Below are 14,757 nucleotides of genomic sequence, written 5' to 3' on the forward strand. Positions count from 1 at the left end.
CGCGAGATCCTGAACCGTCGCGCTGCCCCTCTCCCGACCCGGCCTGACGGCCGGCCCACCCTCCCCCGCAGAGGGGGGAGGGGCGCGCGCATGTTCGTCGCAGCCCTCATCCCCATCCCGCGAAGACGTGTGCACAGCTATCGTATCCACCGCTCACAGCCGTGCAGTGTTGCACCCCGGTCCTTGCGGTAACGAAGGTGCAAGCTTAACGAGCCTATTGGGTTGGGGAGTGGCGCCCGATGTCGGCTATCAAAAGGCCGCCGGGCGCAGACTGAAGACGACGAGGTTCCCCATGACGGCGCGTCTCGCGACTGCGCGACTGCTGGCGGCGGCGTCCCTGCTGGCCCTCGCGCTGGCCGGCTGCCAGGACGGCTCCGGGATCAACGGCCCGAGCGCGCGCAGCATCGCGCCGATCGCCCCCCAGACGCTCGCCCTGATGCAGACCAAGGGCATGCAGCAATCCGACCCGATCCTGATCCGCGCCTACAAGAAGGAAGCGGAGATGGAGGTCTGGAAGCGCGGCGGCGACGGCCGCTACGCGCTGCTGAAGACCTACCCGATCTGCCGCTGGTCCGGCCAGCTCGGGCCGAAGGTCCGCGAGGGCGACCGGCAGGCCCCGGAGGGGTTCTACACGATCACCCCGGGCCTGATGAACCCGAACTCGTCGTACTACCTCTCGTTCGACACCGGCTTCCCGAATGCCGTCGACCGGGCCAACGGGCGCACCGGCAAGTACCTGATGGTCCACGGCACCTGCTCGTCGGCGGGCTGCTTCGCCATGACCGACGCGACCATCGCGGAGATCTACGCGGTGGCCCGGGAGGCGTTCATCGGCGGCCAGCGCAGCTTCCAGTTCCAGTCCTACCCGTTCCGGATGACGGCCCAGAACATGGCCAAGTTCCGCAACGACCCGAACATGCCGTTCTGGCAGAACCTCAAGGAGGGCTCGGATTACTTCGAGGCCCTGCGCGAGGAGCCGAAGGTCGGCCAGTGCGGGACCAAATACGTGTTCGGCGGCTCGGACGCGGCGGCCGGCGCGTGCAAGCCGCGGGTCGACCCCGTCGTGGCCGAGAAGCGCGAGCACGACGAGCGCGAGGTGGCCGAGCTGGTCGCCAAGGGCACGCCGGCCGTGCGCGTGGTCTACCAGGACGGCGGCCAGAACCCGGTGTTCCGGCCGCCGGCCAACACCAGCGCCTTCGCGAGCCTCGGCGGCACCGAGACGGTGCTGCCCTACGACGCCAAGGAGTTCGGCCGGCACAATCTCGGCGACGTCAGCCGCCCCGAGACCCTGGCGGCCGGGCCGCAGGAGATCGAGATCGACCCGAAGGTGCAGCCGACGATGATGGCCGCGGCCGTGCCGGCGAAGGCGACTGCGAAGGCCGGACGGGGACAGAAGCCCGCCGCCACCACGCTGATGGCCAACCGCACCGATCCGGATCTCCGAGTCGAGACCACCGCGTCGGTCGGCCAGAAGCCCGCCCGGATCGCCGTGGCCGACGCGGATGGCGATCCGAGCAGCTACCAGAAGCTGATGGGCTCGCTGTTCGACAAGGAGAAGCCGACCCCCGCCACCCCGGCGGTGGACGCGACGGTCGTGCCCGAGCCGGTCAAGCTCGCGCACGCGGCCGAGCCGCTCGCCCCCAAGGCGGCGGCCAAGCCGCACGCGGTGAAGACCGCGAAGGTGGAGCCGAAGGCCGATCCGAAGCTCGTCCTGCGCAAGGGCGAGCCGGAGGCCAAGGCCAAGCCGTAGCGGCTACGGCCAAGCCGTAGCGGTCACGGCCCCGCCGTAGCGATCAGAGCAGCGGCCGGTCGCGGTTCATCAGCCACAGGGCGTGGACCGTGCCGGGCAGCCAGAAGATCAGCCACAGCAGGATGTTCAGCAGGAACTGCAGGCCGAAGCCCGTGGTGACGAGCACCGCCACCGGCGGGATGAAGATCGCGAGCAGGATTCGGACGAGGCTGGACACGGGAACTCCGAGTTGTGAGGTCGCGGCACAAACGACGCGCGGCCGTGTCCGTTCCCGTTGCGGGTACCACCGTGCGGCTCAGGCCGCCCTTCGTCATCGCGAGCGGTCGAACCGGAACCGTTGCGCGACTCCGCCGGCTCTGATACGTTTTACGTACAACGTAGCGCGCGGCGATGATTCAGAGTTTCGCGGACAAGGATAAGGAGGCGCTCCACCTCCGCGACGTCTGTCACCGGCAGTGGCGCGCCTTCAAGGCCGTCGCCGTCCGCAAGCTGGACATGATCGACGCGGCCGCCGCGTTGGGCGACCTGCGTTCCCCGCCCGGCAACCAGCTCGAGAAGCTGAGCGGTAACCGCGACGGACAATGGAGCATCCGCATCAACGACCAGTGGCGCATCTGCTTCACATGGGGCGACGCCGGACCCGAGACCGTCGAGATCGTGGATTACCATAGAGGATAACCCCATGCCCCGCCTGCGCACGCATCCCGGTGAGGTTCTCCGCGAGGAGTTCATGGCGCCGCACGGACTGAGCGCCAATCGCCTCGCCGCCGAACTCGATGTCCCGCCCAACAGGCTCAGCGAGATCGTCCGCGAACGCCGCGGCGTGACCGCCGATACCGCGCTGCGCCTGAGCATCCGGTTCGGGACGACACCCCAGTTCTGGCTCAACCTTCAGACCGCGCACGACCTCTCGCACGCGGAGGCCGAGACCGACCTTTCGAAGGTGCGGCCCTACGAACCGGCCTGAGCGCCTCTTTCACGCTTGGCGCGATGGGACGGACGGGAACCACCGGCTGAAGGTGGCCGAGGCGGCGGCGTTCGCCCTCCGACCCGTCAGGGACATGAGCCACAACGGACTTCCGCCACCCGTGCCGTCATTCCGGGGCCGCGCAGCGGAGCCCGGAAACCAGAAACGCTGCCCCTGCAAGGCTTGGCACATCAGCGGGTCTGGATCCCGGGCTCCGCTGCGCGGCCCCGGGATGAGGGTGCGTGACGGTATGCGTCGAGCCTTCGCCCGAAGAACGAGATCAGGCTTTTCCTGCCGGGGGAACCGAAAATCCGAACCCCTGAGGCCCGTCGCTGCACGGACGGGGAGGGCACGTCCCGCCCCCCCAAAAAACCTCAGTTCTTCGCCGGCGGCGTGGTCGCGCCGGGGACGGCCGCCGCCTGCTTCTCCGGGTTCTTCACCTGGCTGTAGGCGACGTTGGCGAAGGTGCCGATCACCGCGGGCCAACTCGGGCTGGCGTATTGCGGATCGTCGCGGCCGACCTTGCAGAAGGCCGTGGTGAGGGCGTTGACCACGTCGTCGTCGGAGGCGCCGGTGTCGGCCGCCTTGATCTGCGGCACCACCCGGACCAGCGTCGGCACGAAGTCCTGCTGCTTGAGGCCGGTGAGCGTCGCCGCGACGCCGACCTTGTCGAAGGCGGCCTTCAGCGTGTCCTGCTCGATCTCGGCGCAGGGGGCGGTGCCGGCCAGCATGGTCTTGGTGGCGGCCCGGGCCTCGGAGGCCTTGTCGCCGGTCACCGGCGGCGCCTTGTTGCCCCAGGAGTTGCGGATGTAGTCGGTGACGTTCCGGACCTCGACGTCGGTCATCTGCTGGCCGATCGCCACCATCGGGGCGAGCCCGCTCTGGGCGGCAAGACCGCCGTAGATCACCCGCAGCACCGTCTCGGGGCCTTCGGACTGGACGGAGGTGTTGCCGGCCAGCGCCGGCACCGCGCCCTCGATGCCCTTGCCGTTGGGCTGGTGGCAGGAGGAGCAGTAGGTCAGGTAGGTGGAGGCGCCCGGGGCGCCGGCGGTGTCGAAGGCGGTGAGGTCCTTGGGCTTGTAGGTCTGCTTGGCCGGGACCGTGCGCAGGTAGGCGACCATCGCCTTCAGGTCCTCCTCCTTCACCTTGGAGAGGGATTCCATGATGGTCTGGCGCATCGGGCCGGCGGCGACGCCGGGGCGGTCGCCCGGGGCGGTGCCGGTCTTGAGGTAGGTCACCACCTGCTCGTCGGTCCAGGCGCCGATGCCCTGGTGGCCGTCCGGGGTGATGTTGGGGGCGTACCAGCCGTCGATGACGCCGCCGCCGAAGCGGCCGGCGAAGCTCGAATTGCCCACGAGCTTGTTCTCGTTGTGGCACATGGCGCAGTGGCCGAGCCCCTCCACCAGGTAGGCGCCGCGGTTCACCTCGGCGCTGGCGCTCGGGTCGGGCTTGAAGCGCTCCTCCGTGAAGAACGCGGTCCGCCACGTCACCAGCGCGGTTCGGACGTTAAACGGGAACGGGATCTGGTTCTCTTTACGCTTCTCGCTCACCGGCGGGAGCGATTGCAGGTAGGCCCAGATGGCCTGCGTGTCCGCGTCGGTGACCTTGGTGTACCAGCCGAACGGGAAGGCCGGATACAGGTAGCCGACATGCTTGCTGTAGCCCTGGCGGAACGACTTCTCGAAGTCGGCGTAGGAGTAGTCGCCGAGCCCGGTCTCCTTGTCGGGGGTCAGGTTGGGGGTCATGATCACCCCGAACGGCATGTTGAGCGCGTAGTTGCCGGCCAGGAACTTGCCGCCCGGGGCGGTGTGGCAGGCGGCGCAGTCGCCCATGGTGACGAGGTACTTGCCGCGCTCGACCGGGTCGGACCCGTCCTGCGCCAGGGCCGGCGCGGCGAGCAGCAGGCCCGCAAGGATGGGGGCCGCGCCACGGGCCGGCGAGAGGGCGTTCCTGCGCTGCATGGCGACCTCTCCCGAGCCGTCTTTATAGGTTTTCCAGGGTGCTGCGCGTGAACGCGGCGCTCTGCGGCGTTGTTCCTGGCTGCGGCCGGGTGCGGCGATGCGCCGTGCCGCCCCGCCGGAACCGAAGACCGAGGTCGGCGAGGTGGGCCAACAGGCCCGCCAGCATCCAGCCGGCGACCGTCGGCCAGCCGGATCCGGTAAGCGCGGCCCGGAGCGCCAGCATCAGCGCGGCACCGGAGCCAAGGTTGGCGAGCAGCGGCGCCGGGGCCATCCCGCGGCGCCGCGCGAACCAGGCGAGCAGCAGCGCCTCGGCGGCGACCAGCCCCAGGATGATGTCGACGATCCGGCCCGAGGCGAACAGCGCCTCCATCAGGCGAGCCCCCGGAACGGCGCGTTGAGGCGCACGATCCGCAGGTTCAGGCAGGCGGCGACGCTGACCCAGGCGAGATAGGGCAGGTTCATCAGCCCGGCCGCGATCGAGACCCGGCCGGTGACCAGCACCAGCACGGCGATCGACAGCCACAGGGCCGCGACCTCGGCCAGCGCCCAGTCGGGCCGGCGGAACCGGAAGAACAGCACGCTCCAGGCGATGTTGAGCACGCCGTTCACCGCGTAGGCGGCGACCAGCAGCAGCCGGGCGGTGGGATCGGGATCGCGGTTCCAGACCATCACGGCGGCGATGGTGGTGAGCAGGAAGATGGTGGTCCAGACCGGCCCGAACGCCCAATCCGGCGGCTTCCAGGACGGGAACCGCAGGTGCCGGTACCAGCCATCCGTCTTGGTCGCGACCCCGCCGGCGACCGCGACCAGGATCGCCACCACGGCCGCCACCACGGGCGGGCCCCAGCTCGGATCGAGCCCCAGAAAAGTCACGGGGAGACCCAGCGGAACAGGTGGGCGAGGTCCTTGAAGAAGATCCGCGCGTGGGCGGCGGGCTTGGCCCGGACCAGCTCCTTGTTCATGTAGCTGTCCCAGGTGAGCTGCTGGACGTCCTTGTCCCGGCAGATCGACACGAATCGCTCGCGCAGGCCGTCGCTGCGGTACCAGACCCACTGCATCATCCCGAGGATCCAGAACACGCGGCCGTGCAGCTTCATGAATTGCTTCCGCGCGCCCGCGAGCGCCCGGACGTCGCCGGTGGCCAGGAAGGCTTTCGCCGCCTCGGCCGAGAGCTGGCCGCCCAGCATCGCGTAGTAGATGCCCTCGCCGGAGGCCGGGGCGACGACCCCGGCGGCATCGCCCGCCAGCAGCACGTCGCGGCCGTTGTCCCAGCGCTTGAGCGGCTTCAGCGGCAGCGGCGCGCCCTCCCGGCGGATCGTCTCGGCGCCGTCGAGGCCGGTGGCGATGCGGAGCGCCCGGATCGAGGAGCGCAGGGAGAAGCCCTTCTTCGCGCTGCCGGTGCCGATGCTGGCGGTCTCCCCGTGCGGAAAGATCCAGCTGTAGAAGTCGGGCGAGTGCCGGCCCTGGTAATAGACGTCGCAGCGGGCGGCATCGACGGCGCCACCCCCCGGCGCATCGGGGGCCGGCACCCGGACGATCTCGTGATAGGCGAAGACCTGCTTCATCTTGTCGTGGCCGGGCACCTCGGCCTTGCCCACCGGCGAGCAGGCCCCGTCGGCGCCGATCACCAGCCGCGCCCGGACCGCGTGGCGGGCCTGGGCCTCGCCCTTGCCGGTGGTGAAATGCACCAGCGGCGGGCCGTCGTCCGGCCGGGTCATCTTGTCGTAGGCCGCCTCGCGCAGGTCGGCGCCGGCCTCCTCGGCGCGGCTGCGCAGCCAGGGGTCGAAATGCTGGCGATCGACCATGCCGACGAAGCCCTCGCCCACCGGCATGTCCACGGCCTTGCCGCTCGGCGCCACCATCCGGGCGGAGCGGATCTTGGCCACCAGCAGCGCGTCGGGGATCGCGAAGTCGCGGATCAGCCGGGGCGGGATCGCGCCGCCGCAGGGCTTGATCCGCCCGGGCTTGTCGAGCAGCAGCACCGCGTGCCCGGCCCGGGCCAGCTCGGTGGCCGCCGTCGCCCCCGCGGGGCCCCCGCCGACCACGACGACGTCGTAGGGGGCGTCATCATTCAACCGAGCCATCGCGTCACCTCGCGCCGAGGATGGGATTGAGCGGGATCGCGCCCCGAGCGGGAGCCCGGACGGGCTCGAGCCGCAGGGCCAGCACCACCGCGACGAGGAACAGCCCCCCCTCGGCGGCGAAGACGGCGGCGTAGGCCTGGACCGGCTCGGCCGTGAAGAGCCGCACCAGATCCACGGCGGCGGCCCCCAGGAAGCCGCCGGCCCCGAAGGCGACGCCCTGGGCCGCGCCCCAGACGCCCATGCGGGTGCCGCGCTCCCTTGCGTCGCCGCGGCCGGCCAGCGCCATCATCGAGCCGATGGCGGCGACCGCGTAGGCGCCGTTGGCGACCCCCAGCGCGAACACCACCGGGCGCAGGGGCAGGACGTCGCCGCCGGCGGCGAGCGCGAACAGGGCGGCGGCCGAGCCGGCGCAGCCCAGCGCGATCCAGAGCCGCAGGGAGGCCAGCGCAGTGCCGCGCGCCGCCAGCGTCACGCCCGCCACCAGCAGCATCCCGGCGAGCACGCCGCCGTGCTGGAGCCCGGCGAGCTTGGTGGTGGCTCCCGGGCTCATGGCGAAGACCAGCCCGGCATAGGGCTCCAGGATCAGCTCCTGGGCGCTGTAGGCCAGCATCGAGACGAACACGAAGATCGTGAAGGTCCGCGCCAGCGGATCGGCGAGCACCTGGGCCAGCACCGTGAAGAACGGTTTTTTGGCCACTTCGGGCTCGGGCGCCCGGGCGGGCAGGCGTCGCTCGACCCCAACGAGCGCCAGCACGGCGACGCAGAACGCGATCGCCGAGACCGTGCCCGACACGGCGACCAGCCGAAGCCCGGAGAACGGATCCAAAAAGTGCCCGGCGAGCGGCGCCGTCAGGGCGAAGCCCAGGATCATCATCACCCACACGATGGTGGCCGCCGCCCCGCGCCGGGCCGGCGCCACGCCCCCCGACAGCAGCACCAGCAGGGACGTCCCGGCCGCCCCGGCCCCGATCCCGACGCACAGGAACGACAGGGCGGCCAGGGCGAGGCCGAGCACGAGGTCGGTGGCGGCGAGCGCCGTGCCGCAGGCCGCCCCGAACCCGCCGAGGCAGAGCGCGGCCATGCCGCCGACGATCCAGGGGGTCCGGGTCCCGCTCCGGTCGGAGCCGTAGCCCCAGCGCGGGCGCAGGACCTGTGCGCCGTAATGCAGGGTGACCAGGAACCCCGGCACCAGGGCGGGGAGCGCCAGCTCCACCACCATCACCCGGTTCAGCGTCGCGGTCATCAGCACGACGACGCTGCCCAGGGCGGTCTGGACCAGGCCGAGGCGGACGATCTGGGGCCAGCCCAGGCCGTCTTCGGGCGCCGCGCCGCTTTTCCCTCCCCCCTCTGCGGGGGAGGGTGGCCCCCGAAGGGGGTCGGGAGAGGGGCAGCGCGACGCTGGAGGATGTGGCGCGCGACGCGACCTCTCCGGAAACGGCGCTCCCCTCTTGCGGGACTTCGTCCCGGCCCGACCCCTGCTGACGCAGGGGCCACCCTCCCCCGCAGAGGGGGGAGGGAGGGCGCTCGTCATTTTCGGCGTGAACCTTCTGACCGAACGCGAGCAGCCCGTAACCCGGCGCGTGAATCCTTTGGCCATTCACAAGCGGGCACCGGTGCCGCGGACGTCGCGGTGCGGATCCGGTCGGCTGGGCCGCTCGTCCCGCCTCCTGGCCGCCTGCGCGCTCGGCCTGCTGGCCGCCGCCTGCAAGGGCGAGCCGGCCACCACCGGGGGGATCGACCTGTCGGATTACCGGGCGCGCCATCCGATCGTCCTGGCCGACGGCACCCGCAGCCTCGACGTGTTCGCCACCGGGCCCGGCCATCTCGACCCGCGCCAGGCCGGCGACATCGACGCGTTCATGCTGGAATACCGCCGCTACGGCCGTGGCGGGATCCTGATGGAGGTGCCCCAGGGCCTGCCGCCGGCCCAGGCCGATTCCGTCGCGCGCACGGCCTCGACCCTGCTCCGGCGCGGCACCGAGGACGGCGTCGGCGCCCGCGAGATCTTCCAGTCGCCCTATCCGGTCGCGGCGCCGGGCCTGGCCGCCCCGATCCGGCTGAGCTTCCAGCGCATGCAGGCCAAGGTCGCCGACCAGTGCGGATTGTGGCCCCAGGATCTCGGCACCTCGAACTTCGCGTCCGATTACGGCAACCGCCCGAGCTGGAACCTCGGCTGCGCCACCCAGGCCACCCTCGCCGCCCAGGTGGCCGATCCCGTCGACCTGGTGCGCGGCCGGCCGGAGGGCCGGATCGACACGGTCAAGCGCGTCCGGGACATCGGCCAGTTGCGGGAAGGCAAGGATCCGTCAACCACATGGCGGCAAGATGGGACGAACGCCGTCAAGTCCCAAGTCACCAACTAGGACGCACGGTGCGCGCCCCCTGGTCCCCGACGCCGCGACTCGACCACGAACCCGAAAGTGCCGTCATGGCGGACCCGTCCGAGACATCCGAGCGTACGATCGCCCCGGTGCCCCGGATCACGATCCAGGCCTTCTGCGAGACCGGCGAGACCGCCGCGATGATCGAGGGCGCGGCCCTCGACCGGCGCATGCAGAAGGCCCAGGTCAAGGTCCGGATGGGCGGCGGTGCCGCCGCGATCGAAGCCTACCGGCACGCGCCGACCCCCAACGTCGTCGTCATCGAGACGCAGGGCGTGCGCTCGAAGCCGGTCGAGTGCCTGGATGCCCTGGCCGAGGTCTGCGACGAGGGCACCCGCGTGCTGGTGATCGGCCACGTCAACGACGTGACCCTGTACCGGCAACTGATCCAGCGCGGCGTCTCCGACTACCTGATGGCGCCGGTGGACCCGCTGACCCTGATCGCGGCGATCTCCGACCTGTTCACGGCGCCGGGCGTCAAGCCGGTGGGCCGCACGGTGGCGGTCTACGGCGTCAAGGGCGGCATCGGCGCCTCCACGGTGGCGCACAACTTCGCCTGGTCGGTGGCCCGCAACCAGGGCGTCCAGACGGTGATCGCCGACCTCGACATCGCCTTCGGCACCGCCTCGCTCAACTTCAACCAGGACCCGCCGCAGGGCATCGCCGAGGCGGTGTTCGCCCCCGAGCGCCTGGATTCGGCCCTGGTCGAGCGGCTGCTGTCGAAGTGCAGCGACAACCTGAGCCTGCTCTCGGCGCCGGCGAGCCTCGACCGGACCATCGACCTGTCCGAGCCGGCCTTCGATTCCCTGATCGAGTACCTGCGCGCCAGCGTGCCCTGCGTGGTCCTCGACATCCCGCACCAGTGGAACGCGTGGTCGAAGCGCGTGCTCACCGCGGCCGACGAGATCCTGATCGTGGCCGGGCCCGACCTCGCCTGCCTGCGCAACGCCAAGAACCTGCTCGGGGCGCTCAAGCACGGCCGCCCGAACGACCAGCCGCCCCGGATCCTGCTCAACGGCTTCGGCATGGCCAAGCGGCCGGAGATCGGCGCGGCCGAGTTCGCCAAGGCCCTGGACGCGCCGATCGCGGCCACGATCCCGTTCGAGCCGACCCTGTTCGGCACCGCCGCCAACAACGGCCAGATGATCGCCGAGATCCAGGCCGGCTCGAAGGTGGCGGAGCTGTTCAACGACCTGGCGGCGGTCACCCTCGGGCGACCCGAGACCCGGCGCAGCAAGACGAGCCTGCTGGAGCCGCTGCTGGCCAAGCTCGCCGGCCGCAAGGCCTCGTGATGGGCGCGCCCGTCGCCGGGACGATGCCACACGCGGGCGCCTTGGATCTGACCCATGTTCGGTAGGCGACAAACCGGGGCCGCCCCGACGGCACCCGCACCGGTCCCGCAGGCGCGGGCCGCCGTTCCGACGGCGCCGGTGCTGCGCGATTCCGCCCCGGCGCCCAAGCCGCCGCCCAAGCCCGCCGCCCCCGTGGTGGTCGAGAACCCGCGCTCCGAGGACTATTACCGGACCAAGAGCCTGATCTTCGGCGCCCTGATCGAGGCGATCGACCTCACGCAGCTCTCCCGCCTCGACGCCGAGACCGCCCGGGAGGAGATCCGCGACATCGTCACGGAGATCATCGGGCTCAAGAACATCGTCCTGTCGATCGCCGAGCAGGAAGAACTGCTCGACGACATCTGCAACGACGTGCTCGGGTACGGTCCGCTGGAGCCGCTGCTCGCCCGCGACGACATCGCCGACATCATGGTCAACGGCGCCAACCGGACCTTCATCGAGGTCGACGGCAAGATCCAGCTGACCAATGTCCGCTTCCGCGACAACCAGCAGCTGATGAACATCTGCCAGCGCATCGTCAGCCAGGTCGGCCGCCGGGTCGACGACGCCTCGCCGATCTGCGACGCGCGCCTGCCGGACGGCTCCCGCGTCAACGTCATCGCACCGCCGCTGTCCATCGACGGACCGGCGCTCACGATCCGCAAGTTCAAGAAGGACAAGCTGACCCTCGAACAGCTCGTGCGCTTCGGGGCGATCTCCCCGGAGGGCGCCGAGGTCCTGAAGATCATCGGACAGTCGCGCTGCAACGTGGTCATCTCGGGCGGCACCGGCTCGGGCAAGACCACCCTGCTGAACTGCCTCACGGCCTTCATCGAGCACGACGAGCGGGTCATCACCTGCGAGGACGCGGCCGAATTGCAGCTCCAGCAGCCCCACGTCGTCCGCCTGGAGACGCGCCCGCCCAACATGGAGGGCCAGGGGCAGGTCACCATGCGCGACCTCGTCAAGAACTGCCTGCGCATGCGGCCCGAGCGGATCATCGTCGGCGAGGTCCGCGGCCCCGAGGCGTTCGACCTGCTGCAGGCGATGAACACCGGCCATGACGGCTCGATGGGCACGCTCCACGCCAACAGCCCGCGCGAGTGCCTGTCGCGCATCGAGTCGATGATCTCGATGGGCGGGTTCACGCTGCCGTCGAAGACCCTGCGCGAGATGATCTGCGGCTCGATCGACGTGGTGATCCAGGCCATGCGCCTGCGCGACGGCTCCCGCCGCATCACCCACATCACCGAGGTGCTGGGGATGGAGGGCGACGTCATCACCACGCAGGACATCTTCCTCTACGACATCGTCGGCGAGGACCCGAACGGCAAGCTGATCGGGCGCCATCGCTCCACCGGCGTCGGCCGGCCGAAATTCTGGGAGCGCGCCCGCTACTACGGGCTCGACCGTCGGCTCGGCGAGGCGCTCGACGCCGCCGAGATCGTCGACGGGGCGTGACCATGGCGGATTCGTCCCAGCTCCCGCTCGCCGCCGGCCTGATCGGCATCGCCGTGGCCGCCGTGGCCTACGTCGCGGTGCTCCCGCTGCTCGGCGGCCAGCGGCGGGCGAGCAAGCGCCTGAAGTCGATCGGCGTCACGGCCTCCGGTGCGGCGGTGCGCGGGGTCGCGGTCAACCGGCGGGAGCAGGTCGCCAAGACGCTGAGCGAGATCGAGGCGAAGGCCAAGAACGCCAACAAGGCGACGCTGGAGCTGAAGCTCGCCCGCGCCGGCCTGAGCTGGACCAAGCGGACCTTCTACACGGTCTCGGGGGCCAGCGCCGCGATCCTCGGCCTGCTGGTGTTCATCGTCACCGACAGCCCGGTGGCGGCGGCCGGCGCCGCCTTCGCGGGGGGCTTCGGCGTGCCCGCCTGGCTGCTGCGCCACCTGCGGCTCCGGCGCATCGCGAAGTTCAACAAGGAGCTGCCCAACGCGGTGGACGTGGTGGTGCGCGGCATCCGCACCGGCATCCCGGTGGGCGACTGCTTCCGCATGGTCTCGCGCGAGGCCGAGGAGCCGGTGCGCAGCGAGTTCCGGACGGTGATCGAGACCCAGGCGATGGGGCTCTCGCTGGGCGAGGCGGTCTCGCGCCTGTTCGAGCGGGTGCCGACCGCGGAGGTCAACTTCTTCGCGATCGTGATCAACATCCAGCAGCAATCGGGCGGCAACCTGTCGGAGGCGCTGAACAACCTCTCGGTGGTGCTGCGCGACCGGGCCAAGATGCGCGGCAAGGTCCAGGCGATGAGCATGGAGGCCAAGGCCTCGGCCTCGATCATCGCGTGCCTACCCTTCGCGGTGGCGGGCATCACCACGCTGACGAGCCCGGACTACATCTCGCTGCTCTGGACGACGGATGTCGGCACGATCGCGCTGGTGGGGGCGGCGATCTGGATGTCGATCGGCGTCTTCACGATCAAGAAGATGATCGCCTTCGACTTCTGAGGGGGGTTTGCAGAAGTGCCGTGTGGTTTTGCGAAACCTGCGATTCCTCAAAGCCCTGAGCGGGCGAAGCGCCGGCCTTCCGACGCAAGTCCGCTAAGGGCATCGCCCCGAAACGTGGTCGCCGACTTTCGGGATGCGGCGCGGCAGAATCCCAAGCAAACGGATCCCGGTCCATGATCGACGCCATCGCGGAGAAGCTGTTCGATCCCCGCTTCATGGGCACGCTGCTGACCGCGGTCGCGGCGGGCGCGACCGCCTTCGCGGTGGTGCAGCCCTTCTTCGAGTCGGACAAGCTCGCCAAGCGGATGAAGATCGTCAGCGACGAGCGCGAACTCATCCGGCGGCGGGAGCGCCAGGCGGACCGGGCCCGGCCGAACGACCGGGCGACCCTGCGCGTGGCGCCCAAGGCCTACATGAAGTCCATCGTCGACCGGTACCAGCTGCACCGCTGGCTCGGCACCGATACGGCCAAGCGCAAGCTGATGATGGCGGGTTATCGCGGCCAGGGCGCCGAGACGACGTTCCTGTTCTTCCGCCTGATCGTCCCGGTGGCCTCGGTGATCGCGGCCGTGTTCTACCTGTTCGTGCTCGAGGCCATCGACGCCACCTACCTGATGCGGATCGGGATGGTGATCGGCGCGGCCTATATCGGCATCAAGGCGCCGGAGCTGTTCCTGGTCAACACCGCCAAGAAGCGGCAGGCCGAGATCAAGCGGGCCTGGCCGGACGCCCTCGACCTGACGCTGATCTGCGTCGAGTCCGGAATGGCGGTCGAGAACGCATTCCGGAAGGTCAGCACCGAGATCGCCACGTCCTCGGTGGTGCTGGCCGAGGAGCTGGCCCTGATGACGGCCGAGATGTCGTTCCTGCCCGACCGGCGGCAGGCCTACGAGAACCTGTCGCTGCGCACCGGGCTGGAGCCGGTCAAGTCGGTCGCGACCGCGCTGATCCAGGCCGAGCGCTACGGCACGCCGATCGGCCAGGCGCTCCGGGTGCTGAGCCAGGAGAGCCGCGACCAGCGCATGAACGACGCGGAGAAGAAGGCGGCCAGCCTGCCACCCAAGCTGACCGTGCCGATGATCCTGTTCTTCCTACCGGTGCTGTTCGTCGTCATCATCACACCGGCCGTCATCCAGGTCATGCGGACGCAGTGACGGCCGAGGGGTCGGGCGCTCAGCGGATACGGCCGGGACGGGTCGGCTCGAACACGATGCGCCGGTGGAACGCGCACCAGCTCTTGCCGTCGGAGACCGGCGCGCCGCAGCAGACGGCGCGGTCGTTCGGCTCGCCGATGATGTACTTGCACACGAAGGCACCGGATTGCGCGAAAGGCACGCGCAGGTCCGCCGACGGCTCCTGGACGCCCTCGGCATCACCGATCTGAGACATGCGGACGAGTTGATTCATGGCGGTGATCGGCTCAATAAGCAGGCTGCACGGTCGGCGCGTACGCCTCGGCAGTGAGGGAGGGTTGAACGCCCTGCCTTCAGGCGGCGGCCCCGTCTCGCGTGTCCGGGACTGGCGTCTCGCGGAACGGCATCGGGGGCGACCCGCCCGAGCCGGCCTCGACGGCTGGCGCGGTGAGCGTCATCGTGTTGTCGTAACTGGGGTTACAACGATTGAAAACAAGACCAGCGTGCATTCGCTGCATCGGACCACGGTGCGGGGTGCGTAGCTGGCCGCGGGATTGCGGCCCCGCGCCGGTCCGCCCGGGGGCCTGACGAAACCGCCCGACCGCGAAGTCCCCGGCCGGCGACCGGGCGTGCAACAGGGTCCAGCCTGTGGTTTGGTGGGCGCTCGCGCGAACCAAAGCCGGATAGTGGATTATGGCCCACCCGCCCC

At 70.4% G+C, this 14,757-nt stretch carries 15 protein-coding genes; 8 read left to right on the plus strand and 7 right to left on the minus strand.

Annotated elements, in window-relative coordinates; genetic code table 11:
* Positions 1–292 precede the first annotated feature (292 nt).
* Positions 293–1,750, plus strand: a complete 1,458-nt coding sequence (locus FV233_RS24300; protein ID WP_147855840.1) for a murein L,D-transpeptidase family protein — start codon at positions 293–295, stop codon at positions 1,748–1,750.
* Positions 1,751–1,793: 43 nt separating this feature from the next.
* On the opposite strand, the gene FV233_RS24305 is transcribed toward FV233_RS24300, so the two are convergent.
* Entirely contained in the window at positions 1,794–1,967 is a 174-nt protein-coding gene (locus tag FV233_RS24305) for a YqaE/Pmp3 family membrane protein (RefSeq protein ID WP_147855839.1), read from the minus strand.
* 173 nt (positions 1,968–2,140) lie between these two features.
* On the opposite strand from FV233_RS24305, the gene FV233_RS24310 reads away from it, so the two are divergent.
* Positions 2,141–2,428 (plus strand): type II toxin-antitoxin system RelE/ParE family toxin, encoded by a 288-nt coding sequence (locus FV233_RS24310; RefSeq protein WP_147899030.1) that lies wholly within the window; start codon positions 2,141–2,143, stop codon positions 2,426–2,428.
* Between the two features lie 4 nt (positions 2,429–2,432).
* Entirely contained in the window at positions 2,433–2,717 is a 285-nt protein-coding gene (locus FV233_RS24315; RefSeq protein ID WP_147855837.1) for a HigA family addiction module antitoxin, read from the plus strand.
* A 374-nt stretch (positions 2,718–3,091) separates the two neighbouring features.
* Here the strand turns inward: FV233_RS24315 and FV233_RS24320 are convergent, their stop codons facing one another.
* The 5 genes from FV233_RS24320 to FV233_RS24340 are packed head-to-tail and all read right to left on the minus strand — an operon-like array spanning position 3,092 to position 8,005.
* Positions 3,092–4,678, minus strand: a complete 1,587-nt coding sequence (locus FV233_RS24320) for a c-type cytochrome (RefSeq protein ID WP_147899031.1) — start codon at positions 4,676–4,678, stop codon at positions 3,092–3,094.
* Positions 4,679–4,700: 22 nt separating this feature from the next.
* Positions 4,701–5,048 (minus strand): hypothetical protein, encoded by a 348-nt coding sequence (locus FV233_RS24325; protein WP_147899032.1) that lies wholly within the window; start codon positions 5,046–5,048, stop codon positions 4,701–4,703.
* A complete protein-coding gene (locus FV233_RS24330) occupies positions 5,048–5,551 on the minus strand; it encodes a TspO/MBR family protein (protein ID WP_147899033.1) in 504 nt (167 codons plus the stop codon). The genes FV233_RS24325 and FV233_RS24330 overlap by 1 nt, the downstream gene beginning before the upstream one ends.
* Entirely contained in the window at positions 5,548–6,762 is a 1,215-nt protein-coding gene (locus FV233_RS24335) for a geranylgeranyl diphosphate reductase (protein ID WP_147899034.1), read from the minus strand. The genes FV233_RS24330 and FV233_RS24335 overlap by 4 nt, the downstream gene beginning before the upstream one ends.
* A gap of 4 nt (positions 6,763–6,766) precedes the next feature.
* The gene (locus FV233_RS24340) at positions 6,767–8,005 is read right to left on the minus strand and encodes a BCD family MFS transporter (protein WP_246690076.1); all 1,239 of its coding nucleotides are present in this window, start codon (positions 8,003–8,005) and stop codon (positions 6,767–6,769) included.
* 403 nt (positions 8,006–8,408) lie between these two features.
* Between FV233_RS24340 and FV233_RS24345 the strand changes: the two genes are divergently transcribed.
* From FV233_RS24345 to FV233_RS24365, 5 genes are all read left to right on the plus strand, one after another.
* Positions 8,409–9,125 carry a CpaD family pilus assembly protein gene (locus FV233_RS24345; RefSeq protein WP_147899039.1) on the plus strand — a complete coding sequence of 239 codons (717 nt, stop codon included), beginning with the start codon at positions 8,409–8,411 and terminating at the stop codon, positions 9,123–9,125.
* Between the two features lie 65 nt (positions 9,126–9,190).
* On the plus strand, positions 9,191–10,435 hold the full coding sequence (locus tag FV233_RS24350) for an AAA family ATPase (protein WP_147899035.1): 1,245 nt from the start codon (positions 9,191–9,193) through the stop codon (positions 10,433–10,435).
* Positions 10,436–10,489: 54 nt separating this feature from the next.
* Positions 10,490–11,935, plus strand: coding sequence for a CpaF family protein (locus tag FV233_RS24355; RefSeq protein WP_147899036.1), 1,446 nt, complete (start codon positions 10,490–10,492; stop codon positions 11,933–11,935).
* Positions 11,936–11,937: 2 nt separating this feature from the next.
* Positions 11,938–12,915, plus strand: a complete 978-nt coding sequence (locus tag FV233_RS24360) for a type II secretion system F family protein (RefSeq protein ID WP_147899037.1) — start codon at positions 11,938–11,940, stop codon at positions 12,913–12,915.
* Between the two features lie 173 nt (positions 12,916–13,088).
* Positions 13,089–14,069 (plus strand): type II secretion system F family protein, encoded by a 981-nt coding sequence (locus tag FV233_RS24365; RefSeq protein WP_147856380.1) that lies wholly within the window; start codon positions 13,089–13,091, stop codon positions 14,067–14,069.
* Between the two features lie 19 nt (positions 14,070–14,088).
* Here FV233_RS24365 and FV233_RS24370 read toward each other — a convergent pair whose 3' ends face one another.
* Complete coding sequence (locus FV233_RS24370) at positions 14,089–14,322, minus strand: GcrA family cell cycle regulator (RefSeq protein ID WP_147856381.1); 234 nt, start codon at positions 14,320–14,322, stop codon at positions 14,089–14,091.
* Positions 14,323–14,757 lie beyond the last annotated feature (435 nt).

Source organism: Methylobacterium sp. WL7 (assembly GCF_008040085.1).
Lineage (GTDB): Bacteria > Pseudomonadota > Alphaproteobacteria > Rhizobiales > Beijerinckiaceae > Methylobacterium > Methylobacterium mesophilicum.

Bases quoted from the DNA above. Each gene is read 5' to 3' on its own strand.
- FV233_RS24320 (WP_147899031.1), bottom strand. From the start codon at position 4,678: ATGCAGCGCAGGAACGCCCTCTCGCCGGCCCGTGGCGCGGCCCCCATC.
- FV233_RS24370 (WP_147856381.1), bottom strand. From the start codon at position 14,322: ATGAATCAACTCGTCCGCATGTCTCAGATCGGTGATGCCGAGGGCGTC.
- FV233_RS24310 (WP_147899030.1), top strand. From the start codon at position 2,141: ATGATTCAGAGTTTCGCGGACAAGGATAAGGAGGCGCTCCACCTCCGC.
- FV233_RS24340 (WP_246690076.1), bottom strand. From the start codon at position 8,005: ATGACCGCGACGCTGAACCGGGTGATGGTGGTGGAGCTGGCGCTCCCC.
- FV233_RS24325 (WP_147899032.1), bottom strand. From the start codon at position 5,048: ATGGAGGCGCTGTTCGCCTCGGGCCGGATCGTCGACATCATCCTGGGG.
- FV233_RS24365 (WP_147856380.1), top strand. From the start codon at position 13,089: ATGATCGACGCCATCGCGGAGAAGCTGTTCGATCCCCGCTTCATGGGC.
- FV233_RS24315 (WP_147855837.1), top strand. From the start codon at position 2,433: ATGCCCCGCCTGCGCACGCATCCCGGTGAGGTTCTCCGCGAGGAGTTC.
- FV233_RS24360 (WP_147899037.1), top strand. From the start codon at position 11,938: ATGGCGGATTCGTCCCAGCTCCCGCTCGCCGCCGGCCTGATCGGCATC.
- FV233_RS24350 (WP_147899035.1), top strand. From the start codon at position 9,191: ATGGCGGACCCGTCCGAGACATCCGAGCGTACGATCGCCCCGGTGCCC.
- FV233_RS24335 (WP_147899034.1), bottom strand. From the start codon at position 6,762: ATGGCTCGGTTGAATGATGACGCCCCCTACGACGTCGTCGTGGTCGGC.
- FV233_RS24300 (WP_147855840.1), top strand. From the start codon at position 293: ATGACGGCGCGTCTCGCGACTGCGCGACTGCTGGCGGCGGCGTCCCTG.
- FV233_RS24355 (WP_147899036.1), top strand. From the start codon at position 10,490: ATGTTCGGTAGGCGACAAACCGGGGCCGCCCCGACGGCACCCGCACCG.